This window comes from Variovorax sp. RA8 (genome assembly GCF_901827175.1).
In the GTDB taxonomy this organism is placed as follows: Bacteria; Pseudomonadota; Gammaproteobacteria; order Burkholderiales; family Burkholderiaceae_C; genus Variovorax.
This window is the reverse complement of record NZ_LR594662.1, coordinates 1,400,967-1,420,430: the sequence shown is the minus strand read 5'-3', so window position 1 is coordinate 1,420,430 and position 19,464 is coordinate 1,400,967. Positions and strand designations below refer to the sequence as shown.

Below are 19,464 nucleotides of genomic sequence, written 5' to 3'. Positions count from 1 at the left end.
TCCCGGCGCAGCGTCTGCAAGGAGGCGTGCCGACTTGATGCGCATCAATGGAACGCACCGCCCGCTAGGCAGCCGGTTCCCGGCGCGGGCTCGGCGCTTCTGCCGCCCGGAGGCACCGTATCGACCGGCGCAACCATTTCTCCGTCTCGACGATGGCGAATACCACGACTGCGGATGCCAGACATATCCCCAGTTCGCCCATCGCCAGCGCTTCGGTGCGAAACACCTTCTGCAAAGGCGGAACATAGACCACCGCGAGCTGGAGCACGAAGGTCGAGAACACCGCACCGGCCATCGGCCAGTTGCTGCGCAATCCTTGCGTGAAGAGCGAGTCGCTCTCCGAGCGGATGGCCAGCACGTATCCCATCTGCGACAGCGTGAGCACCGTGAACACCATCGTTTGCCAATGCATGCCTGTCTTCAAGGCCCAGGCCTGGACGCCAAGGCACAGGGCCGCGATCAAGAGCCCGACCCACAGCGTGTGCTGCCACATTCCTCCCGCGAACAGGCTCTCGCCGGGCGGGCGCGGTGGCCGTCGCATCACGCCTCGTTCGGCGGGTTCTGCGGCAAACGCCAGCCCGGGCAATCCATCGGTGACCAGATTGATCCAGAGGATGTGCAGCGGCAACAGTGGAATCGGCAAGCCCATGAGCGGCGCGAGAAGCAGGGTCCAGATCTCCGCGGAGTTCCCGGTGATCGCGTAGCGGACGAACTTGCGGACGTTGTCGAAGATGCGCCTTCCCTCGCGGACCGCAGCCACGATACTGGCGAAGTTGTCGTCAAGGAGCACCAGACTCGCCGCCTCGCGCGCGACGTCCGTACCGCCCAGCCCCATGGCGACGCCGATGTCAGCCTGCTTGAGCGCCGGCGCATCGTTGACGCCATCGCCCGTCATTGCAACGAACTGGCCTTGCGCCTGAAGCGCCTGCACGATGCGTATCTTCTGGGCCGGATCGACCCGTGCGTACACATGCACGTCGCCTGCGAGGCGCCGCAGCGCGGCCTCGTCCAGCACGGCGAGCTGCACGCCGGTCAGTACCGGCGAGTGGGCGTCCGCAATGCCGAGTTCGCGCGCAATGGCCAGCGCAGTCGCCGGATGATCGCCGGTGATCATCACCGGCGTGATGCCCGCGCTACGGCAATCCGAGACGGCTGCCTTGACCTCGGGACGCGGCGGGTCTGCCAGACCCACGAGACCGAGCAGGACCAGGTCGGCCTCGACGGCTTGCGCAGGATATCCGGCGGGGTCCTCCGCGAACGAGCGCCTTGCCACGGCGAGGACACGCAAGCCTTGCTCGGCCATCGCTGCCGCCACGCTCAAGGCTTGTGCGATATCGAGCGCTGCCTCCTGCTGCCCGCGGCCCGCGCGCGTGCAGCGCGGCACCAGCGCTTCGGGAGCACCTTTGGTGAGCACGACCCAGTCGCCGCCCTCCCGATGCAACGTGCTCATGCGCTTTCGCTCGGAGTCGAAAGGCCATTCATGAAGCCGCACATGCGCCGCGCGGATTGCCTGAGGGTCCATGCCGCTTTTCATCGCCGCATCGACGAGCGCCGTCTCGGTAGGGTCGCCCACCCACGTGCCGTTGGCGTCCAGACTCGCGTCGTTGCACAGCAGCGCAGCGGCCCACAACGGTTGCGGTGTCCCGCCGCCGGGATACTCGACGGCCTGCACTCGCATTCGGTTCTGGGTCAGCGTGCCGGTCTTGTCGGAGCAGATCACACTGACCGATCCCAGCGTCTCGACCGACGGCAGCCGACGAACAAGGGCGTTCACCTTCACCATGCGACGGGCGCCGAGCGCCAGGAGGACCGTCACGACCGCGGGCAGCGCCTCCGGAATCGCGGCCACTGCCAGGCTGACGGCCGTGAGCGCCATCAGCAGCACCGGCTCGCCCCGCACCACCCCAATGGTGAAAACCAGCGCGCAGATGAACAAGACCACGAGTGAGAGCCGCCTGCCGAAGTCAGCAAGGCGCAGTTGGAGTGGCGTGCTTCGCAGGCCGGTGTCCCGCAACAGACCGGCAATGCGGCCCAGTTCCGTCTGCTGACCGGTGGCGACCACCAGCCCTTCGGCGCGGCCATGCGTCACCAACGTGCCCTTGTAGGCCATATTCAGCCGATCGCCAAGCGGATGTTCACCTTCGCAGAGGTGCGCGGTGTGCTTCTCCACCGTGACGGACTCTCCCGTCAGCGTCGACTCGTCCACGCGCAGTTGAGCCACCTTGTGCAGGCGCAGATCGGCAGGGACAAGGTTGCCCGCCTCGAGCAGCACCACGTCGCCAGGAACGAGGTGCGCGGTGTCGATGGTGAGCGCGAGACCTTCGCGCCGCACGGTGGTGTGCGCGGCGGCCAGGCGCTTCAATGCGTCGAGCGCACGCTCTGCGCGCCACTCCTGCGTAAGCCCGATCGCGGCATTGAGCAGCACGATGGCCGCGATCGCCACCGTGTCCGCAAGATCTCCGATGAAGCCGGACAGCAGCGCAGCCGAGATCAGGACCAACACCATGAAATCACGGAACTGATCGCCGACGCGCCGGATCACGCCGCGCCGAGCGACCTCGGGCAGCCGATTCTCGCCGTGAACGTCCCGCCGCAGCTTCGCCTGTTCACCCGTCAAGCCAATCTGCGGGTTCACCTCCAGGTGCGCGGCAAGGGCCTCCGCTGAATGCAGGTGCGCGTTGTCGATCGCAAGGTCTTGATCAGGCCTCATGGCACCGGCCGGTAGATCTCTCATATCTCGGCGACGAGCCCCGATGCACGGCCTGGCGAGGTCGTGCTGCCATCGGCGGGAACAGGAATGCATTTGCACATGACCAAGTCTTCGGTAGGGCCGGAAGGTGTTCGCTGTCAGTTTCAGCGCCTGGATGCCCATCGGGCTTGATACGCGTCAACACAAGGCCGTCCGGTCGAAGGCGTCCACACCGCGCTTGACACAGCGCAAGTCCCGGCCGGGCCTGCGGAGGTACAACCGTTCATCTCGCCAGCAACGGAGGCCCCCCGATGAGTGAAGCCGAAGATGTCGCATTTCTCAGCGCCGTACCTGCCGGAACGGAAGTTGCGGCTGAGCGTGCTCCAGTCCAGATCGCAGCGCCCTCGGCACCTGGCAAGCGCAAGCACGCGCAAGTGCTGGATGCGATCTACCATGCCGCGATCCGGGAGTTCGCAAGTGAAGGTCCGGCCCGCGCCTCGGCTCAGGCAATCGCCGACAAGGCGGGGTTATCGAAGGCGCAGCTGTACTACTACATCGAAAGCAAGGAAGGCCTCTACCGGCAAGTCCTGAAAGACATCGTCGATGACCTGATCGGTAGCTGCGATTTCAGCCGCGGGGCCTGCGCGCCGCGCAGGGTGCTGGTAGAGCTGATCCACCGCAAGATGCTGTTCTCCTTCGAGCATCCGCTGCGCGCGCGGATCCTGGCCGCCGAGGTGTTGCGCGGTGCGCCGGTGCTCAGGACGATGACGGACTCGAGCAGGCAGCGCACTCACCAGGCCGCAATGATGATCCAGGACTGGATCAACAACGACCTCATGGACCAGGCCGACCCCATGGTGTTCCTGCTCCATCTCTGTGCCGTGACCCAGTTCTACGCCGACCATGCGGCGCAGGTGACGTACAAGGGGAGCGTGCCGGAGAGCGACGACCAGCGCCGGCTGATCGCACAGGTCACGGAACTGCTGCTGAAGACCGCCGGCGTTCGCTAGTTGACATGCCGCAGCATCGCGGCGATCGATGTTGCGGCACCTTGACGTCGATCAAGCGCCTGGCTCGCCCGCGCGTCCAGACTTCGACACCATTGGCATCACATCGAGGATCTAGATGGACGACAGAGTCGAAGCACTGGACCGGACGCTGCACGCCGGACTGGCCCAACTGACGAAAGGGCTTTCACCTGCAGCGCTGATGCTGGCCTGGTCGGACTGGGCCATCCACCTCGCGGCGCAGCCGGCACGCAGTGCACAAGTGCTCATGAGCGGCCCGCTGATGCGGGCGGTAGAGGCCACCGACCAGGCTCTCCAGGCATTGCCCGCCCATGGACCGCCGACGCCGGACTCGCACGAAGACGACCGCCGCCTTTCAGACCCTTCATGGGATGCATGGCCCTTCACCCTGTATCGGCAGGCGTTCCGCGAAAGCGGCCAGTGGTTGCGGCAGCTGACCGAAGGGGTGCCCGGCGTCGAGCGCCACCACGAACAGGTCGTCGCGTTTGCGGCAAGGCAGTTGCACGAGATCTGCTCGCCGGCAAACTGGCCCGCCACCCACCCGCTGGTGCTGCAAAGAACCGCCGCGACAGGCGGACTGAATCTGCTGCAAGGCGCCCGCAATTTTGCAGAAGATCTGCAGCGCAGCCTCAAGCGCCTGCCGCCAAAGGGTGCCGAGAACTTCGTACCTGGGCGCGACGTGGCGATTACCCCCGGCAAGGTCGTCTTGCGCAACCACCTGATGGAGCTGATCCAGTACGCGCCCACGACGGCCACGGTCCATCCAGAGCCGGTGCTGATCATGAGTGCGTGGATCATGAAGTACTACATCCTCGATCTCTCCCCGCACAACTCCCTGATCCGCTATCTGGTCGGCCAGGGCCACACCGTGTTCGCGATCTCGTGGAGAAACCCCGATGCGAATGATCGGGACCTCGGCATCGGCGACTACCTGGCGCAAGGCCTCATGGCCAGCCTCGATGCGATCAACACCATCGTGCCCCGGCAGCGCGTGCATGCAGTGGGCTACTGCCTGGGAGGCACGCTGCTGGCCATCGGCGCCGCAGCCATGGCGCGCGACCGCGACGATCGCCTCGCGACGGTGACGCTGCTGGCCGCGCAGACGGATTTCACGGAGCCGGGAGAACTCGGCCTCTTCATCGACGAGAGCCAGCTCAGCTTCATGGAAGACCTGATGGCGCGCCAGGGCTATCTGGATTCGAGCCAGATGGCCGGCGCGTTCCACCTGTTGCGCGCCGTCGACCTCATCTGGTCGCCCATGGTGCAGAACTACCTCCTCGGCGAACGCGCGCCGACGACCGACCTCATGGCCTGGAACGCCGACGGCACGCGCATGCCCTACCGGATGCACGCCGACTACCTGCGCAGCCTGTTCCGCGACAACGCGCTTGCGCGTGGCCAATACCTGGTGAACGGACGCCCGGTCTCGCTGGGCGACATCGAGGCACCGATCTTCGCTGTCGGCACGCGAACCGACCATGTCGCGCCATGGCGCTCCGTGTACAAGCTGAACCTGCTGTGCGATACCGAGATCAGCTTCGTTCTTACCGACGGCGGCCACAACGCCGGGATCCTGAGCGAGCCCGGCCACGCGCACCGCCACTATCGGGTCCTCCACCGCGCCAGGAATGCGCCGTACGTATCGCCGGACGAGTACACCGCTCGCGCCGAGCAGGTCGGAGGCTCCTGGTGGCCCGCACTGCAAGCATGGCTCGCGGCTCGCTCGGGGCCGCGGCGCAAGCCGCCGCGCATGGGCCACGCACAGCTCGGCTACGCCCCGGTTTGCGATGCACCGGGCACCTATGTCATGGCACGTTGACCGCGCCGTGCCGATCCCTTGATCCAGCGCAACGGTCAACCTCCATGCGCTTCCTAAAGTGGCAGGCACCCATCCACACCAACGAAAGGAATCCCCATGAGATCCGATGCACAACTCAGAAGCGATATCGTCGCCGAACTGAACTGGGACCCGGCGATCACCGCCACCGACGTCGGCGTGATCGTCAAGGACGGCGTGGTCACATTGACCGGCCATCCCTCCAGCCACGCCGAGAAATACGCCATCGAGCGCGCTGCGCAGCGCGTACAGGGCGTGAAGGCGCTGGCGATCGAAATGCCGGTCAAGCTCAGCTCCGACTACACGCGAACCGACGCCGACATCGCCATGGCGGTGGAACGTGCCATCGAGTGGAACGTGCTCGTGCCCGAGGACAAGATCCATCCGATGGTGGAGAACGGCTGGGTCACCCTGAATGGAGAAGTCGAGTGGGACTACCAGCGCAGGGCGGCTGAAGGTGCCGTGCGCGACCTGCTCGGCGTCACCGGCGTCACGAACCGGGTCGTCGTGAAGCCGAAGTTCACGGCGGCCGACGTCGAGAAGAAGATCCAGGAAGCACTCGAGCGCCAAGCCGGTCGCGAAGCCGAGCGAATCAAGGTCGAGGTGAGCGGTGCCCATGTCACGCTCAGCGGCAAGGTCCACTCCTGGGCTGAACGCAAGGCTGCCCAGGGGGCCGCATGGTCGGCGCCGGGCGTCGCGAACGTGATCAACAACCTGCTCGTCGAAGCCTGACGATGCGAGTCGCACTGGTCACCGGCGCAACCGCCGGCATCGGAGCTGCCGTGGCCGAAGCTCTTTCGGCCGCAGGCTACCGCGTCGCCTCCAACTACGGCTCCAACACCCAGGCAGCGGAGGCGTTCACCGCGCGAACCGGCATACCCGCATTCGCGTGGAACGTGGCCGATCCGGCCGCGTGCCAGGCGGGCGTGGCCCGCGTGGAGGCCGCCCTGGGACCGATCGAGGTGCTGGTCAACAATGCCGGCATCACGCGCGACGCGATGCTGCACAAGATGACGCTCGAGCAGTGGCGCGAGGTGCTCGACGTCAACCTGGGCGGTTGCTTCAACATGTGCCGAGCGGTGATCGAGGGCATGCGGGAACGCCGCTTCGGCCGCATCGTCAACATGAGCTCGGTCAATGGACTGTCGGGCCAGGTGGGGCAGACCAACTATGCAGCAACCAAGGCGGGCCTCGTCGGCTTCACGAAGTCGCTCGCGCTCGAAGGCGCGTCTCGCAACATCACGGCCAACGTCGTGGCGCCGGGCTACACCGATACCGCCATGGTCGGCGCGGTGCCGCCCGACGCGCTCGCGCAGATCCTGAAGACCGTCCCGATGGGACGGCTGGCGACACCGGCGGAGATCGCGCGCGGCGTCGTCTTTCTCGCTGCCGACGAGGCCGGCTTCATCAGTGGCATCACGCTGTCCATCAACGGCGGCAAGTACATGCCCTGAGCATGTCATGCGCTTGACACGAGGCCTAGCTGCAATGCGGGCGATGGTGCTCCGCGCCGCGGGCCAGGCGTTGCAGATGGAGCAGCGCCCCCTGTCGGAGCCGGCCGCCGGCGAGCTGCGCCTGCGCGTGCTCGCCTGCGCGGTCTGCCGCACCGACCTGCACGTGGTCGATGGCGACCTGCCGCTGCCCGTGATGCCGATCGTCCCAGGGCATGAGATCGTCGGCGAGGTCGAAGCCCTCGGTCCGGGCGTCGTCACGCACCGCATCGGCGACCGCGTCGGCGTGCCCTGGCTGGGCCACAGCTGCGGCCACTGCACCTTCTGCGCGACCGGCCATGAGAACCTGTGCGATGCGCCGCGCTTCACCGGCTACCACCGCGACGGCGGCTTCGCGAGCCATGTCATCGCCGAGGCCGATTTCTGTTTGCCGCTGGACATGTTGACGCAGGAGCCGGCCCGGATCGCACCTCTCATGTGCGCCGGCCTGATCGGCTGGCGCAGCCTGAAAGCCGCCGGTGAAGGCGCACGGCGCCTGGGCCTCTACGGGTTCGGCGCGGCCGCCCACCTGATCACGCAGGTCGCCGTCGGCCAGGGCCGGCAGGTCCATGCCTTCACCCGGTCGGGCGATACCGCGGGCCAGGCCTTTGCGCGATCGTTGGGAGCCACCTGGGCCGGGGGGTCGGACGAGATGCCCGCCGTCCCGCTGGATGCGGCGATCATCTTCGCGCCGGCCGGCGAACTGGTCCCGATCGCGCTGAGCGCGGTGCGCAAGGGCGGCCGGGTCGTCTGCGGTGGCATCCACATGAGCGACATTCCCTCCTTTGCCTACCGACTGCTCTGGGAAGAACGGCAGCTGGTCTCCGTGGCCAATCTCACGCGCCTCGACGCCCGCGAGTTCCTCGATCAGGTACAAGCGCACCCGCCGCAGATCCACATCACCACCTATGGCCTGGCGCAGGCCAACGAAGCGCTCGCAGACCTTCGCGCCGGCCGGCTTCAGGGTGCCGCGGTGCTGCTGCCCTAGCACACAGTGCAAGCTGAGGGCAGACGGATCTCCGGCGCCTGGTCTCACGACGCTGCCTGCACCGGCACATGGCGTGCCTTCGCCCGGGCGCCATCGCGCAACGCCGCTGCAGGATAGACGACCACCGTTGCGCCTTCGGCGATGCCGCTGCGTATCCACGCCTGGCTGCCGTTGCGCCCGCCCAGCTCCACCGGCGTCAGCCGTGCACGCCCGCCTTCGAGCACGAACACCGCCATGCCGCCGTCGGCATGCGGAAATACCGCACTCACCGGCACGCGCAGCACCGAAGCCTGGGCTTGCGTGACGATGCGCACACCGACGCGGTAGCCGTCACCCAGCGCTTGCCAGGAAGCAGGCGGGCTCGTGAGTTCGATCAGGACATTGACCCGCTGCTCCTCGACACCGAGCGCGGACACCTTGGTAAAGGCGGCAGGCTCGACCAGCCGCACGCGGCCCTCCAAGGTGCCGAGGCCACCCCAGCGCTCGATCCGCACCAGCGAGCCCGGCAGCGCCTGCAGCGCGTCCGTGGTCAGCAGCTCGGCCACGATCTCGAGTTGCGTGGTGTCGCCGATCTCCAGCAACGGCGCGCCCAGTGCCACCGTGGCTTCGCTGCCTTGCGTCACGCGCAGCACGCGCCCGGCCACGGGTGCGCGCACAGGAAAGGCATTCGCCGCGCCCGCCGGTGCGCGCACCGCCAACAGGGCGGCGCGGGCGACCTCCGCCTCGTGCTCGGCGACATGGCGAGACTCCAAGGCGGCCTCGACATCCTTTTGCGCCGCCTGCAGGGCCAACCTGTCGGCGTCGAGCTTGGCGGGCGATAAGAAGTTCTGCCCTGCCAGCTGTTCGTTGCGCCGAAGATCGACGCGCGCCTGCTCAAGCGCTAGCCGGGCCCGCTCCAGCGCGGCCGCGGCCCGCCGCACCGCGGCTTGCGCAGCTTCGGCGCGGGATGCTTGCTCACGCTGAGTGCGCTCGTCCAGCATCGGAGAGAACACGGGCGTCAGTGTCGCCACGATCGCGCCGGCCTCGATCGCGTCACCTTCGCGCAGCGTGATGCGCGCCAGCCGGCCAGCCAGCGGTGCCGTGACGACGTAGCGGTCGCGAAGCCGTGTCTTGCCATCCTCGGGAATGGCCTGTTCGTAGGGCCCGCTCGTCGCCCGCGCCACCTCGACAGCCAAGGGCCGGGGCGCGAAGGCCCAGGCGAGCAATGCCACCAGCGCCAGGCCGCCCGCTGCGGAGATCAGTTGGGTCTTGCGATTCATGGCTTCTTCATTCCCTCGTTTTCAGCGCCGACACCATGTCGAGCCGATCAATGCGACGCCGCACCACCAGTGCGCTCGCAGCAGCAGCAGCCAGCACAGCCAGCGCCGCGAGTGCATAGGTGCGCGGACGGATCGCCACCGGAAAGAAGAACTGGTCGGACTTCAGCAGTCCGGTCACACCATGCACGAGGGCATAGCCCGCCAGCATGCCCAGCGGCAGTGCGACGGCAATGCCGATCGCCATCTCGCCCAGCAGCAAGCCGGACACCTCGGCGCGCGTGAAGCCCAGCACGCGCAAGCTGGCCAGTTCCCAGGCTCGCTCGGCCAACGCGATGCGCGCGTTGTTGTAGACCACGCCGACGGCGATGACGCAGGCGAACAGCGTGAGCACCGTGCTCATGATCAGAATGTTGCGCGCAGTCAGTTCCTGCATGTTGCGCAGCATGGCCGCCTTGCTGAAGGCGCCGGCGGCGCGGGGAAGGCCTTGCGTGGCCTGCAGGAATCGCGTCTCGCTGCCGCGCTCGAGCGCCAGCACGAAGCCGGTGGCGACGTCACCCTCGCGCAGAGCGCGGTTCAACGCAGCACGATTCATGTAGGCGTTCAGTCCCATCATCTCGCGCACCGTGCCGTCCACCGGCAACGTGAAGGTGAGCATGCGGCCCTCCTGCACTTCCACCCTGACGCGATCGCCGACCCGAAGGTCCAGCTTGTCGGCCAGCCGATCGGTGAGCAGCAGGCCATCGCCATGCGGCATCGCCTGCCGGCCGTCGACATCGACGATGCGAAACAGCTCGCTTCGTTCCGGCTCGCCCCGCACCATGACACGCTGGCGCAGGTGACCGTTGACCAGCGTGACCGGCACATCCCGCAACGATTCCAGCGCCAGCACGCCGGGCAGGCGCGCCAGCTGCAGCGCAATGCCGTTGTCGGCCGGTTCGGTCAACCACACCGAGACGTCGCTGCGCATGGACAGCACGAACGTGGTGTCGACGACGACCTCGATCGCGTCGCGGAAGAAGTTGCCCATCACCACGATGGCCACTGCCGCCGCGACTCCGCCGATCGACAGGCTGCTCCGCAGCGGACGCCGCTCCATGTTCCGCAGGATCATCCGCAGGGCCGGGCTCAGGCCGGCGACGCCCAGCCGCTCGGCAAGCGTGCGCCGGTAGCGCCCCGGGGCCGAGGGACGCATCGCCTCGGCAGGAGACAGCCGCACTGTCGCCAGGATGGCCGACAGCGTTCCTGCGACCGCGGTGGCCAGCGTGATGCCGCCGGCGAGCAGTGCGAGGCCGCTGTCCATCCTGTGCTCGAAGCGCGCGAAATGGAACAGCTCGGCATAGAGACCGACCAGCTGGGCACCGAGCCAGTCGCCCAGAGCAACGCCGAGCGCCAGTCCGGCCGAGACGATCACCAGCACCAGCTTCAGGTAGTGGGCAGCGATGGTCCCATTGGCATAGCCCAGCGCCTTCAGCGCGGCAATCTGCTCGCGCTGCGTGGCGACCAGCCGCGAAACGACCACGTTCAGCAGGAAGGCGGCCACGCCGAGAAAGATCGACGGCAGCACGGTGCCGATGACGCGCTGCTCCTTGATCTCGTTCTCCAGCATCGCGTGCGAGGTCTGGTCCACCCTTGCACGGGGCGTCGCGCCACCATAGCGGGCCAGCGGCTGCGCGAGTGCGTCGATGACTTCCGCGTCGGAAACCCGCCGCGCCGCGGCAGGTGCCAGGCGCACGGCCAGGGTGTTGAAGGCGCCCTCCATGTCGTAGGCAGCGGCGAGCACCGCCTGGTCGACCCAGAAGACTCCGAAGCCACGCTGGTCCGGCATGCCCCAGAGACCGGCGAAGACGAACTCGGGCGACAGGGCGATGCCCACGATTCGCAAGCGCCGATGACGACCGTTGATCAGGGCGCCGACCGTGTCGCCGGGCTTGAGCCCGCGTGCACCGGCGAAGCCCCTGGAGACCAGCGCGTCGACCGTATCCCGGCTGGCTCCGGCGCCGTCGCCGGCGTCGAACAAGCCGGCACCGGCCGCGACGCTCACCTGGTTCAAACGCGGCGGCTGCAGGCGGTCGACGCCGATCAACTGCCCCAGCACCGGATCGCTGCTGCCGTCGAGCTGGATGCGGACCACCTGCTCGATCGTCGTTTGCACGTCGGCCACGCCGGGAATGTCGCGCAACTGCTCGACCAAGGCGACAGGTGCCCGCTTGACGGTCGCGAAGATGTCGGCGAAGCGCCCCTCGGCATAGAAGGTGTCGCGCGCCGCGGCCAGCGAATCCACCGCAGACAGGCTCGTGAGGAAGCCGCCCGCACCGCTGGCCACTACCAGCGCGATGGTCAGCGCCTGGCTCCACATCGCCCGCAGATCGCGAAGCAGCTTGCGGTCGAGCGCTTTCATCGTGCAGCTACCAGGACAGCTCTGTCGAAGCCATGCGCCGCGCATTGCGCTCGATCTTCTGGAGCCGGCCATCGGCCAGGTACGCCACGCGGTCGGCCATGCCCGCGATCGCGGCGTTGTGCGTGATCACCAGCACCGTGGTGCCGAGTTCCCGGTTGATCCTGGCGATCACGTCGAGCACCAGCTTGCCCGTGGCGTAGTCGAGCGCACCGGTGGGTTCGTCGCACAGCAACACCTCGGGCCGCTTGACGATGGCACGCGCGATGGCCACGCGCTGCTGCTCGCCGCCCGAGAGCTGCGAGGGAAAGTGATCGCGCCGCGCGGACAGCGCCACCCGCTCCAGTGCATCGTCGATCGGCATCGGGTTCGCGGCGATGTCCGTGACCAGCGCGACGTTCTCGTAGGCGGTCAGGCTGGGGATGAGGTTGTAGAACTGGAACACGAATCCCACATGATCGCGCCGGTAGCGGGTGAGCTGGTCGTCGTTCGCCGCAACCAGGTCGTGGTCCAGGTAGGTCAGGCTGCCGGTGCTCGCCACCTCGAGCCCTCCGAGGATGTTGAGCAGCGTGGACTTCCCACTGCCCGACGGCCCCAGCAGCACCATGAACTCGCCGGCGACGATGTCGAGATCGACATCCCGCAGGGCCACGACGGCCACGTCTCCGGCACGGTACGTCTTGCCCAGGCCGCGGGCATGGAAGACAGTCAGTGGATCTGCGCTCATGTGCCGATCCTGCAACGCGGTCGGCCGGTACGACTTGATGCCTGTCAATCCTTGGGCGCGCTGCAGGAGACCTGCGCGGCGGCCGTGGCGCCTCCTTGTGCTGTGCGCGCCGATGCGGAACATCGCCGCCCGGCCGAAGCGGAATTGCGGACGCACGGCTCGCCCCTCTTCGCCGAAGTGGATCCTCATCCGTTGATGTACGTCAATCGCTTGCCGGCGGCCGCGTCTAGCATGGCTGCATCTATCTCCCCTGTTCAAAGCATGTGAAGGAAGGCTCCCGTATGAACGACACAATTTCCGTTTCAGCCGGCAAGATCGGCGACAAGCTGGTCGAGACGCTCCAAGCGCTTCCCGAGCAGCTGCACGATCTGCAGAACATGACAGAGCACAAGGCGCGCAACGCCGTGTGCCGGGCCGACAAAGCCGTGCACCGACATCCCTACGGTGTGATCGGGTTCGCCGCGGCTGCCGGCTTGATCATCGGGCTGCTCGTCTCGAGGCGCTGACCCCTGATTCGGACAGCCCCTGAGCGGAAGAAGAGATGTCTTCGCTGGAGAACTGCAACGACCGATGATGCCCCGCCGGTTTCACCTCTTCGCGATGGCGGTCTCACGCGAGATTGAAGGCAGGCTGCTCAGGCTGCCGGCGGCGGTCGTGAGCTTGATGCTGCTGCTCCTCGCTTCAACCGCAGGGGCCGACTCTGTCTGGCTGGACGCCGCCGGGCGGCCCAATGCAAGCGCGCGCGACGCCCTGCAGGTGCTGGCAGACGCCCCGGCCGATGGCCTGGTGGCACAAGACTACCAGGCCCGTGAGCTTGCCCTCCAGGCCGCGGACCTCGCCCGCGCGCCAGGGTCGGCGGCGGCTTCCGCGCTGGACTTCGACCGCGCACTGGATACTGCGTTGCAACGATTTCTCCACGACTTGCACAGCGGCCGTGTGGATCCGCGTTCGCTCGGCTTTCGCGTCGAAGCGCAGCGCAAGACGGCGGATGTCGCAGCCTTGCTGCACGCGGCTGCAGACGAGGGGCGCCTGCCGCAGGCCGTGGCGGCCCTGCGCCCTGGCCTGGGCCAGTACGGAAGGCTGCGGGAGGCCTTGCAGCGCTATCGAACGCTGGCTGCGGACCCCTCGCTGCGCTTGCTGCCGCCCATCGCGCCCGCCAAGTCGCTGAAGGCAGGAGACCTCTATGCCGGGGCCGGCGCGCTGCATCGGCTGCTTGTAGCCCTGGGCGACCTGCCGGCCGAGGCGCCGCCTCCCGTCGACCGCTACGACGCCGCGCTGGCCGATGGGGTCAGGCGCTTCCAGGAACGCCATGGCCTGGAGGCCGACGGCGCACTCGGAAGCGCGACCCTGGCTGCCTTGAACGTGCCGCTCAGCCAACGAGTCCTTCAACTCGAACTCGCGCTGGAGCGCCTGCGCTGGCTGCCCGAGCTTGATGATCAACCCCTCATCGGCATCAACATCGCGATGTTCCGTCTTTGGGCCTGGGATCCTGCTGCACCCGCAGACTCCCTGGTCGACATGAACGTCGTGGTGGGCCGCGCGCTGAACACCAGGACCCCGGTGCTCTCGGAAAGGATGCGTTACATCATCTTCCGGCCGTACTGGAACGTGCCGCCATCCATCGTGCGCAACGAGATCTTGCCGGCCATCGCGCGCGACCCGGCCTATCTTCAGCGCCACGACATGGAGATCGTGCGTGGTGCCGGTGACAACGTCCAGCCGGTGGAGGCGAGCACCCCCCAGAACCTGGCCCTGCTGCGCCAGGGGGTGTTGCGGCTGCGCCAGCGGCCGGGCCCGGCGAACGCCCTGGGACGCGTCAAGTTCATCTTCCCGAACGACGAAAACGTGTATCTGCATGACACGCCAGCGACGCAATTGTTCGGCCGCGCGCGACGCGATTTCAGCCACGGCTGCGTGCGCGTCGAGAAACCGGTGGCGCTCGCGCGCTGGGTGCTTCGGGAGCAGCCGGAGTGGACCCCGGAGCGCATCGATGCGGCCTTGGCGGGGCCTTCTTCCCAACGCGTGGATCTCACACGGCCGCTGCCGGTGATCCTGTTCTACATGACAGCCATGGTGACGCCCTCGGATCGAGCGCTGCGCTTTGCGCCAGACATCTACGGCCACGATGCCCGGCTGGTGCGGGCGCTCGCAAGCCGATACGACGGCCGCCGCTAGAGGGCTACCAGGCGCGCACGCGGCCGCAGTCCACGTGCACGAAGTTCGAGGCCGGGTAGTAGCCCACGCCGCCGGCGCGCATGCCCAGCGCCGCCTTGCGCAGCGCCGGCAGCGCTACGTCGGCAAGCCGGATGTCGATGGCCTGGCCCCGCATGTGCAGGCTGCCGGTGGCCACGCCGCTGCTGCGTTCGACCAGCGCCGCGTTCGTGGCCGGCGAACGGTAGCCCGAGATGACCTGCACGGCACGTTCGCTCCCGGTGAGCGTCACCAGCGCATGCAGCAGATCCAGCAGTTCAGGGGCGATCTCGCCGACATCGCCCGTGCGGAAGTCTCGCAGCGCATGGTTGATGGCTGCGAGCGCGCCCGGGTCGTAGCGCTGGCCCTGAAAATACTCGACCGCGAGCTTCTCGCCCGTGTGCAGGTTGTCGAAGCGCAGGGCGCGCGGGGCTGCAGGTGCGGCCTTCGCCTGGACCGGTCCCACGGCGAACGCGGAGGCTGCCAGCGCGCAGGTGAAACGGCGTCGGGAAAGGCTGTTCACAAGTTCCATCGAAAAGCAGGAGTCATGCGGGAAGCCGCCGAAGTCCGGCGACCGGGCAGACATTATGTTTGATCGAGGGCGAACAGTTGACGGATGTCAAGGCGAGCCGGCCGTCCGGCAGCGACGATTGCCTTTCCTCCCATCTTCCTGTGAGTTCCCCATGAAACATCTGACCGACGCCGACCGCCACCTGCTGGCTGATCGACTCCAGGCCATGAAGCGTAGCGCTGTCGATGAAATCCGCGGCACTTCCTCCGATGTCGAAGCCACGCTTCAACCTCAGGATCACGAGGTCCAGAACCACGCCGACGAAGCCGAGGCCGAGCGGCTGGGCGACGTGCGCTTCGCCGAGATCGAGATTGATCGGGCCAGGCTGCTCGACATCGAGCAGGCGGAGCAACGCATGGCCGCCGGCCGCTATGGCGTCTGCATGGACTGCGGGGATCCCATCCCGCGGGAGCGCCTGTTGGCGCAACCCATCGCAGTGCGTTGCGCGGCATGCCAGACCGCGGCCGAGAACAAGCTGCGCCCCTGATACCTTCCGACACAAGTGCCTCGGAGCAGGCGCGCAGACGGCGCCATCGGGCCCCGGGCCCGATGGCGGGCGGGTCCATGCCGCCGCCGCCGGCCCAAATGGCCCCCATTGATGGCCCGCAGCCACCCGACTAACATCCCTGGGTGACCACTTCCATCCATCTCGCGGTTCTCGACGACGAAGCAGACATCACGGTGCTGCTCGCCAACTACCTTGCAGGCCACGGCTTCCGCGTCAGCCAGCTGCATTCCGGCGCGGCGCTCATGGAACTGATGGCACGCGATGCGCCCGCCCTCGTGCTGCTGGACCTGGGCCTGCCGGGCGAGGACGGCTTCGCCATCGCCCGCCAGTTGCGGGAGCATTGGCGCTGCGGACTGGTGATCGTCACCGGCCGGGGCGATTCCGTCGACAAGGTGGTCGGCCTGGAGGTCGGCGCCGACGACTACGTGACCAAGCCCTTCGATCTGCGCGAACTGCTCGCGCGCATCAAGGCCGTGCTGCGTCGGCTTGCGCCTGCCGAATCCGGGCCGGGCAAGGCAAACACCGACGCCGTGACGCTGCTGCGCTTTGCGCAGTGGGAGCTCGACACCGCGGCACGGCGCCTGTTGGATCCGGGCCGCAACGAGGTGTCCCTGACCACAGGCGAGTTCGACCTGCTGAACACGCTGGTGACGCACCCGGGCCGCGTGCTGTCGCGGGACTTTCTTCTCGAACACACCCGCGGCCGCGACGGCGGCCCCTTCGACCGCACCATCGACGTCCAGATCGGGAGGCTGCGCAAGAAGCTGGAAGCCGACCCGAACAACCCGCAGATCATCAAGTCGGTGCGCGGCGCGGGCTACATCCTGGTCCCCAGGGTCGAGGCGGGTGGATGAAGCAGAAATCCCTCGTTCCCGGAATCGACGATGGGGCGGTATTCCGCTCGCTCTTCGCTGCCTATCCAGACGCGCTTCTGCTGGTCGATCTCCAGGGCATGATCGGACTCGCCAACCCGGCGGCGCTCGATTTGCTGGGCTATTCGGCGGACGAAATCGTCGGGCTTTCCGTCGACGAACTGGTGCCCGACGCGATCCGGCCGCGCCATGCAGCCTATCGCAATGCCTACGCAGCCCATCCGCGCACGCGCCCGATGGGCATGCAGATGGACCTGGTCGCCAAACGGCGAGACGGCAGCACGGTGATGGTCGAGATCGCCTTGAGTCCCTTGCAGGACCACGGCCTGCCCTATGTCGTGGCCGCGATTCGCAGCGTGGGTGCCTATCCCCGCGTCAAGCAGGCCTTGCAAAGAGCCCGGTATGCCGAGCATCTTGCCCAGTTCGGCCGCTTCGCGGTCGACGCGCGCGACCCGCAGGAACTTCTGGAGCGCGTGCCGGCGATTGCCGCCGAAGCACTCCAGGTCGAGACCGCCGAGATCCTCCTGCTGGAGCAGAACGGCCTCGAGTTCCGGGTCGCCGCCGTCACCGGCGCCTTGCAGCATCTCGCCGTCGGCGATCGAGTTCCCAATTCGCCCGACTCGCCTGCCGGCAGCGTCGTGGCCGACGGAAAGGCCGTGCTGGTGGACGATCAAACGCCCGGGCAGCGCTTCCAGCCTGCTTCGAGTGCCATCGAGCACGGCTTGCTGAGCGAACTCGCCGTCCCGCTGCTGGATCGCGGCCGCACCATCGGTGTCCTGACAGTGCATTCGAGCACGCCCAGACGCTTCGGTGAGGACGAGCTTCGATTTCTCGATTCGCTCTCGAGCCTGCTGGGGACCGTCCTGCAGCGCGCACAGAGCGAAGAGGCGCTCAACCACGCGCAGCGGCTGGAAACCGTCGGCCAGCTGACCGGGGGCGTCGCGCACGACTTCAACAACCTGCTGACCATCATCTCGGGCAATCTGCAGGTGCTGGAGGACGCTCCTGCGTGCGCCGGCGATCCCCTCATCCAGCAACTCGTCGGTGCCGCCTCGCGTGCCACACGCCGAGGCGCCGAGCTGACGGGCAAGCTGCTCGCGTTCTCGCGTCGCCAGGTGCTTCAACCCACGGTGGTCGACGCCGCCGCGCTGCTGCATTCCCTGACCGACATGCTGCGCCGCACGCTGGATCAACGCATCGTCATTACGCTCGATGCCGAAGAAGCGCTGTGCCTGGCGGACCCGGGGCAGCTCGAATCCGCGCTGTTGAACGTGGCCATCAACGCGCGCGACGCGATGCCGCAAGGCGGCACACTGGCCTTTGTCTGCCGCGCCGTTCCCTCGCTGCCGGCCAGTCTCGATGCCGAGCGCGGACCGGCCAACGAGGCCGGCTACGTGGCAATCTCTATCGCGGACACAGGCTCGGGCATGCCCGAAGCGGTCAAGGAGCGCGCCTTCGAACCCTTCTTCACCACCAAGGAAAGCGGCCGCGGTACCGGCCTTGGCCTTTCGACCGTCTACGGATTCGCCAAGCAATCGCACGGCGCCGTCGGTCTCAGCAGCGCGCCAGGCGCCGGCACCACGGTCGCGATCTACCTCCCGCGCGTGGACGAGGATGGTTCTGCCGACGAGGATGTCGATGCTGCAGCGTCGGGCAGCGTGCCCGCGAACCTGCGTGTCCTGCTGGTCGAGGACGACTCCGAGGTCCGTAGCGTGGTAGAGAAGTTCCTTGCTTCGATGGCTTGCGAGGTCCTCGCCTGCGCGAACGCCGAAGAAGCGTTGACCGTGCTCGCATCGGACCCGGGCATCGGGCTGCTGCTTACCGACATCCTGCTCGGCCCCGGCATGCGCGGTACCGAACTGGCCGAGGTGGTGCGTACACGGCTGCCCGGCCTGCCGGTGCTGCTGATGTCGGGCTATTCCGGCCAACTGCTCGATGAGCCCCAGGGCTGGGAGCTGCTTCGCAAACCCTACACGCGCAGCGACCTCGAACATGCCATCGCGAGGGCCCTCAACGCAGCTCAGTGAAGAGCGGCGGCGCCCATCGGTGCGGCGAGGCCCTGCATGAAGCTCGTCAGCGCCTCCACCTGCGGGATGTGGATATCGCGCCGGCCCTTCTCGGTGAAACGGATCACGTCGCCACGCGCAAGCCGCGAGAGCGCGCGGCTCACGGTCTCCAGCGTCATGCCGAGGTAATTGCCGATCTCGGCGCGCGTCATGCGCAGCGTGATCTGGTCGGTGCGCAGGCCGCGCTGTGCGAGCGCGTCGGCCCAGTAGCGCAGGAAGCCGGCCACCCGCGCGTCGGCGGGCAGGGTGCAAAGCGACAGCATCGAATCGTGATCGCGTGTGAGCTCGCGGCTCATGGCCTCATGCAGCGCAGTCAGCAGCGCAGGCGTGCGGACCGCTGCCTGGAGCAAGGCGTCATAGCGAACCGACCAGACCTCGCCGGTGTCCATCGCGACCGCGTCGCAGCCGTACCGTGACGTGGCGATGCCGTCGAGCCCGAGCCAGTCGCCCTTGAAATGAAGACCGACCACCTGCTCGCGCCCTTCGCTCGACAAGTTGACCATCTTGAAGAAGCCTGAGTTCACGATGTAAAGGCACCCGAAGCCTTGGCCCGCCTGAAAGATCGTGTCCCCCGCGCGCACGATGCGACGCTGGACCGGAAGGGTGTCCTGCACCAATTGCAGCATGTCTGCGATGCGTTGGGCGGGGGTGCGGGTGCACTTGGGAACGCTCGTCGTTTCAGTCACTTCTTGCTCCTTGCTGGTCGATGGCTGAAGCTTAGAAAGGCCGTGCAACAGCGACGCCAACATGACGGCTGTCTCGGTAACAGTGGGTGAATGCTTTGTGTCTCCTTGGTAGCCAGGCTCATGGAACGCCTGATCGTTGACGGCGATCAAGGTCTGAA

General features: G+C 67.3%; 16 protein-coding genes. 10 read left to right on the top strand and 6 right to left on the bottom strand.

Features of this window, described 5'->3' with window-relative positions; genetic code table 11:
- Positions 1-64: 64 nt before the first annotated feature.
- On the bottom strand, positions 65-2,710 hold the full coding sequence (locus E5P3_RS06780; protein ID WP_162589563.1) for a cation-translocating P-type ATPase: 2,646 nt from the start codon (positions 2,708-2,710) through the stop codon (positions 65-67).
- Positions 2,711-3,000: 290 nt separating this feature from the next.
- Between E5P3_RS06780 and E5P3_RS06775 the strand changes: the two genes are divergently transcribed.
- The 5 genes from E5P3_RS06775 (at position 3,001) to E5P3_RS06755 (ending at position 8,032) form a co-directional block, all read left to right on the top strand.
- Positions 3,001-3,699 carry a TetR family transcriptional regulator C-terminal domain-containing protein gene (locus E5P3_RS06775; protein WP_162585280.1) on the top strand — a complete coding sequence of 233 codons (699 nt, stop codon included), beginning with the start codon at positions 3,001-3,003 and terminating at the stop codon, positions 3,697-3,699.
- Positions 3,700-3,814: 115 nt separating this feature from the next.
- Positions 3,815-5,536, top strand: coding sequence for a PHA/PHB synthase family protein (locus E5P3_RS06770; protein WP_162585279.1), 1,722 nt, complete (start codon positions 3,815-3,817; stop codon positions 5,534-5,536).
- Between the two features lie 96 nt (positions 5,537-5,632).
- Positions 5,633-6,286 (top strand): BON domain-containing protein, encoded by a 654-nt coding sequence (locus tag E5P3_RS06765; protein ID WP_162585278.1) that lies wholly within the window; start codon positions 5,633-5,635, stop codon positions 6,284-6,286.
- A gap of 2 nt (positions 6,287-6,288) precedes the next feature.
- Positions 6,289-7,008, top strand: a complete 720-nt coding sequence (phbB, locus tag E5P3_RS06760; protein ID WP_162585277.1) for an acetoacetyl-CoA reductase — start codon at positions 6,289-6,291, stop codon at positions 7,006-7,008.
- 34 nt (positions 7,009-7,042) lie between these two features.
- On the top strand, positions 7,043-8,032 hold the full coding sequence (locus E5P3_RS06755; protein ID WP_162589562.1) for a zinc-dependent alcohol dehydrogenase family protein: 990 nt from the start codon (positions 7,043-7,045) through the stop codon (positions 8,030-8,032).
- A gap of 44 nt (positions 8,033-8,076) precedes the next feature.
- On the opposite strand, the gene E5P3_RS06750 is transcribed toward E5P3_RS06755, so the two are convergent.
- The 3 genes from E5P3_RS06750 to E5P3_RS06740 are packed head-to-tail and all read right to left on the bottom strand — an operon-like array spanning position 8,077 to position 12,413.
- Positions 8,077-9,291 carry an efflux RND transporter periplasmic adaptor subunit gene (locus E5P3_RS06750; protein WP_162585276.1) on the bottom strand — a complete coding sequence of 405 codons (1,215 nt, stop codon included), beginning with the start codon at positions 9,289-9,291 and terminating at the stop codon, positions 8,077-8,079.
- Between the two features lie 7 nt (positions 9,292-9,298).
- A complete protein-coding gene (locus E5P3_RS06745) occupies positions 9,299-11,689 on the bottom strand; it encodes an ABC transporter permease (protein ID WP_162585275.1) in 2,391 nt (796 codons plus the stop codon).
- A 7-nt stretch (positions 11,690-11,696) separates the two neighbouring features.
- Positions 11,697-12,413: an ABC transporter ATP-binding protein gene (locus tag E5P3_RS06740; protein WP_162585274.1), complete on the bottom strand. Its 717-nt coding sequence runs from the start codon at positions 12,411-12,413 to the stop codon at positions 11,697-11,699.
- 281 nt (positions 12,414-12,694) lie between these two features.
- Between E5P3_RS06740 and E5P3_RS06735 the strand changes: the two genes are divergently transcribed.
- Together E5P3_RS06735 and E5P3_RS06730 are read left to right on the top strand one after the other, a co-directional pair.
- Complete coding sequence (locus E5P3_RS06735) at positions 12,695-12,919, top strand: DUF883 family protein (protein WP_162585273.1); 225 nt, start codon at positions 12,695-12,697, stop codon at positions 12,917-12,919.
- A gap of 67 nt (positions 12,920-12,986) precedes the next feature.
- Positions 12,987-14,588, top strand: coding sequence for a L,D-transpeptidase family protein (locus tag E5P3_RS06730; RefSeq protein WP_162585272.1), 1,602 nt, complete (start codon positions 12,987-12,989; stop codon positions 14,586-14,588).
- A 4-nt stretch (positions 14,589-14,592) separates the two neighbouring features.
- Here E5P3_RS06730 and E5P3_RS06725 read toward each other — a convergent pair whose 3' ends face one another.
- Entirely contained in the window at positions 14,593-15,135 is a 543-nt protein-coding gene (locus E5P3_RS06725) for a YcbK family protein (protein ID WP_162589561.1), read from the bottom strand.
- Between the two features lie 151 nt (positions 15,136-15,286).
- Here E5P3_RS06725 and E5P3_RS06720 point away from each other — a divergent pair, with 151 nt between their 5' ends.
- From E5P3_RS06720 to E5P3_RS06710, 3 genes are all read left to right on the top strand, one after another.
- Positions 15,287-15,661, top strand: a complete 375-nt coding sequence (locus E5P3_RS06720) for a TraR/DksA family transcriptional regulator (protein WP_162585271.1) — start codon at positions 15,287-15,289, stop codon at positions 15,659-15,661.
- Between the two features lie 143 nt (positions 15,662-15,804).
- Positions 15,805-16,536 (top strand): winged helix-turn-helix domain-containing protein, encoded by a 732-nt coding sequence (locus E5P3_RS06715; RefSeq protein ID WP_162585270.1) that lies wholly within the window; start codon positions 15,805-15,807, stop codon positions 16,534-16,536.
- Positions 16,533-18,581, top strand: coding sequence for a PAS domain S-box protein (locus E5P3_RS06710; RefSeq protein WP_162585269.1), 2,049 nt, complete (start codon positions 16,533-16,535; stop codon positions 18,579-18,581). Before E5P3_RS06715 ends, E5P3_RS06710 begins: the two co-directional genes overlap by 4 nt.
- On the opposite strand, the gene E5P3_RS06705 is transcribed toward E5P3_RS06710, so the two are convergent.
- The gene (locus E5P3_RS06705; protein WP_232073008.1) at positions 18,575-19,456 is read right to left on the bottom strand and encodes a Crp/Fnr family transcriptional regulator; all 882 of its coding nucleotides are present in this window, start codon (positions 19,454-19,456) and stop codon (positions 18,575-18,577) included. The genes E5P3_RS06710 and E5P3_RS06705 overlap by 7 nt on opposite strands.
- Between the last annotated feature and the right edge of the window lie 8 nt (positions 19,457-19,464).

Bases quoted from the DNA above. Each gene is read 5' to 3' on its own strand.
- E5P3_RS06765 (WP_162585278.1), top strand. From the start codon at position 5,633: ATGAGATCCGATGCACAACTCAGAAGCGATATCGTCGCCGAACTGAAC.
- E5P3_RS06755 (WP_162589562.1), top strand. From the start codon at position 7,043: ATGCGGGCGATGGTGCTCCGCGCCGCGGGCCAGGCGTTGCAGATGGAG.
- E5P3_RS06720 (WP_162585271.1), top strand. From the start codon at position 15,287: ATGAAACATCTGACCGACGCCGACCGCCACCTGCTGGCTGATCGACTC.
- E5P3_RS06745 (WP_162585275.1), bottom strand. From the start codon at position 11,689: ATGAAAGCGCTCGACCGCAAGCTGCTTCGCGATCTGCGGGCGATGTGG.
- E5P3_RS06710 (WP_162585269.1), top strand. From the start codon at position 16,533: ATGAAGCAGAAATCCCTCGTTCCCGGAATCGACGATGGGGCGGTATTC.
- E5P3_RS06735 (WP_162585273.1), top strand. From the start codon at position 12,695: ATGAACGACACAATTTCCGTTTCAGCCGGCAAGATCGGCGACAAGCTG.
- E5P3_RS06750 (WP_162585276.1), bottom strand. From the start codon at position 9,291: ATGAATCGCAAGACCCAACTGATCTCCGCAGCGGGCGGCCTGGCGCTG.
- E5P3_RS06725 (WP_162589561.1), bottom strand. From the start codon at position 15,135: ATGGAACTTGTGAACAGCCTTTCCCGACGCCGTTTCACCTGCGCGCTG.
- phbB (WP_162585277.1), top strand. From the start codon at position 6,289: ATGCGAGTCGCACTGGTCACCGGCGCAACCGCCGGCATCGGAGCTGCC.
- E5P3_RS06740 (WP_162585274.1), bottom strand. From the start codon at position 12,413: ATGAGCGCAGATCCACTGACTGTCTTCCATGCCCGCGGCCTGGGCAAG.
- E5P3_RS06775 (WP_162585280.1), top strand. From the start codon at position 3,001: ATGAGTGAAGCCGAAGATGTCGCATTTCTCAGCGCCGTACCTGCCGGA.
- E5P3_RS06730 (WP_162585272.1), top strand. From the start codon at position 12,987: ATGCCCCGCCGGTTTCACCTCTTCGCGATGGCGGTCTCACGCGAGATT.
- E5P3_RS06770 (WP_162585279.1), top strand. From the start codon at position 3,815: ATGGACGACAGAGTCGAAGCACTGGACCGGACGCTGCACGCCGGACTG.
- E5P3_RS06780 (WP_162589563.1), bottom strand. From the start codon at position 2,710: ATGAGGCCTGATCAAGACCTTGCGATCGACAACGCGCACCTGCATTCA.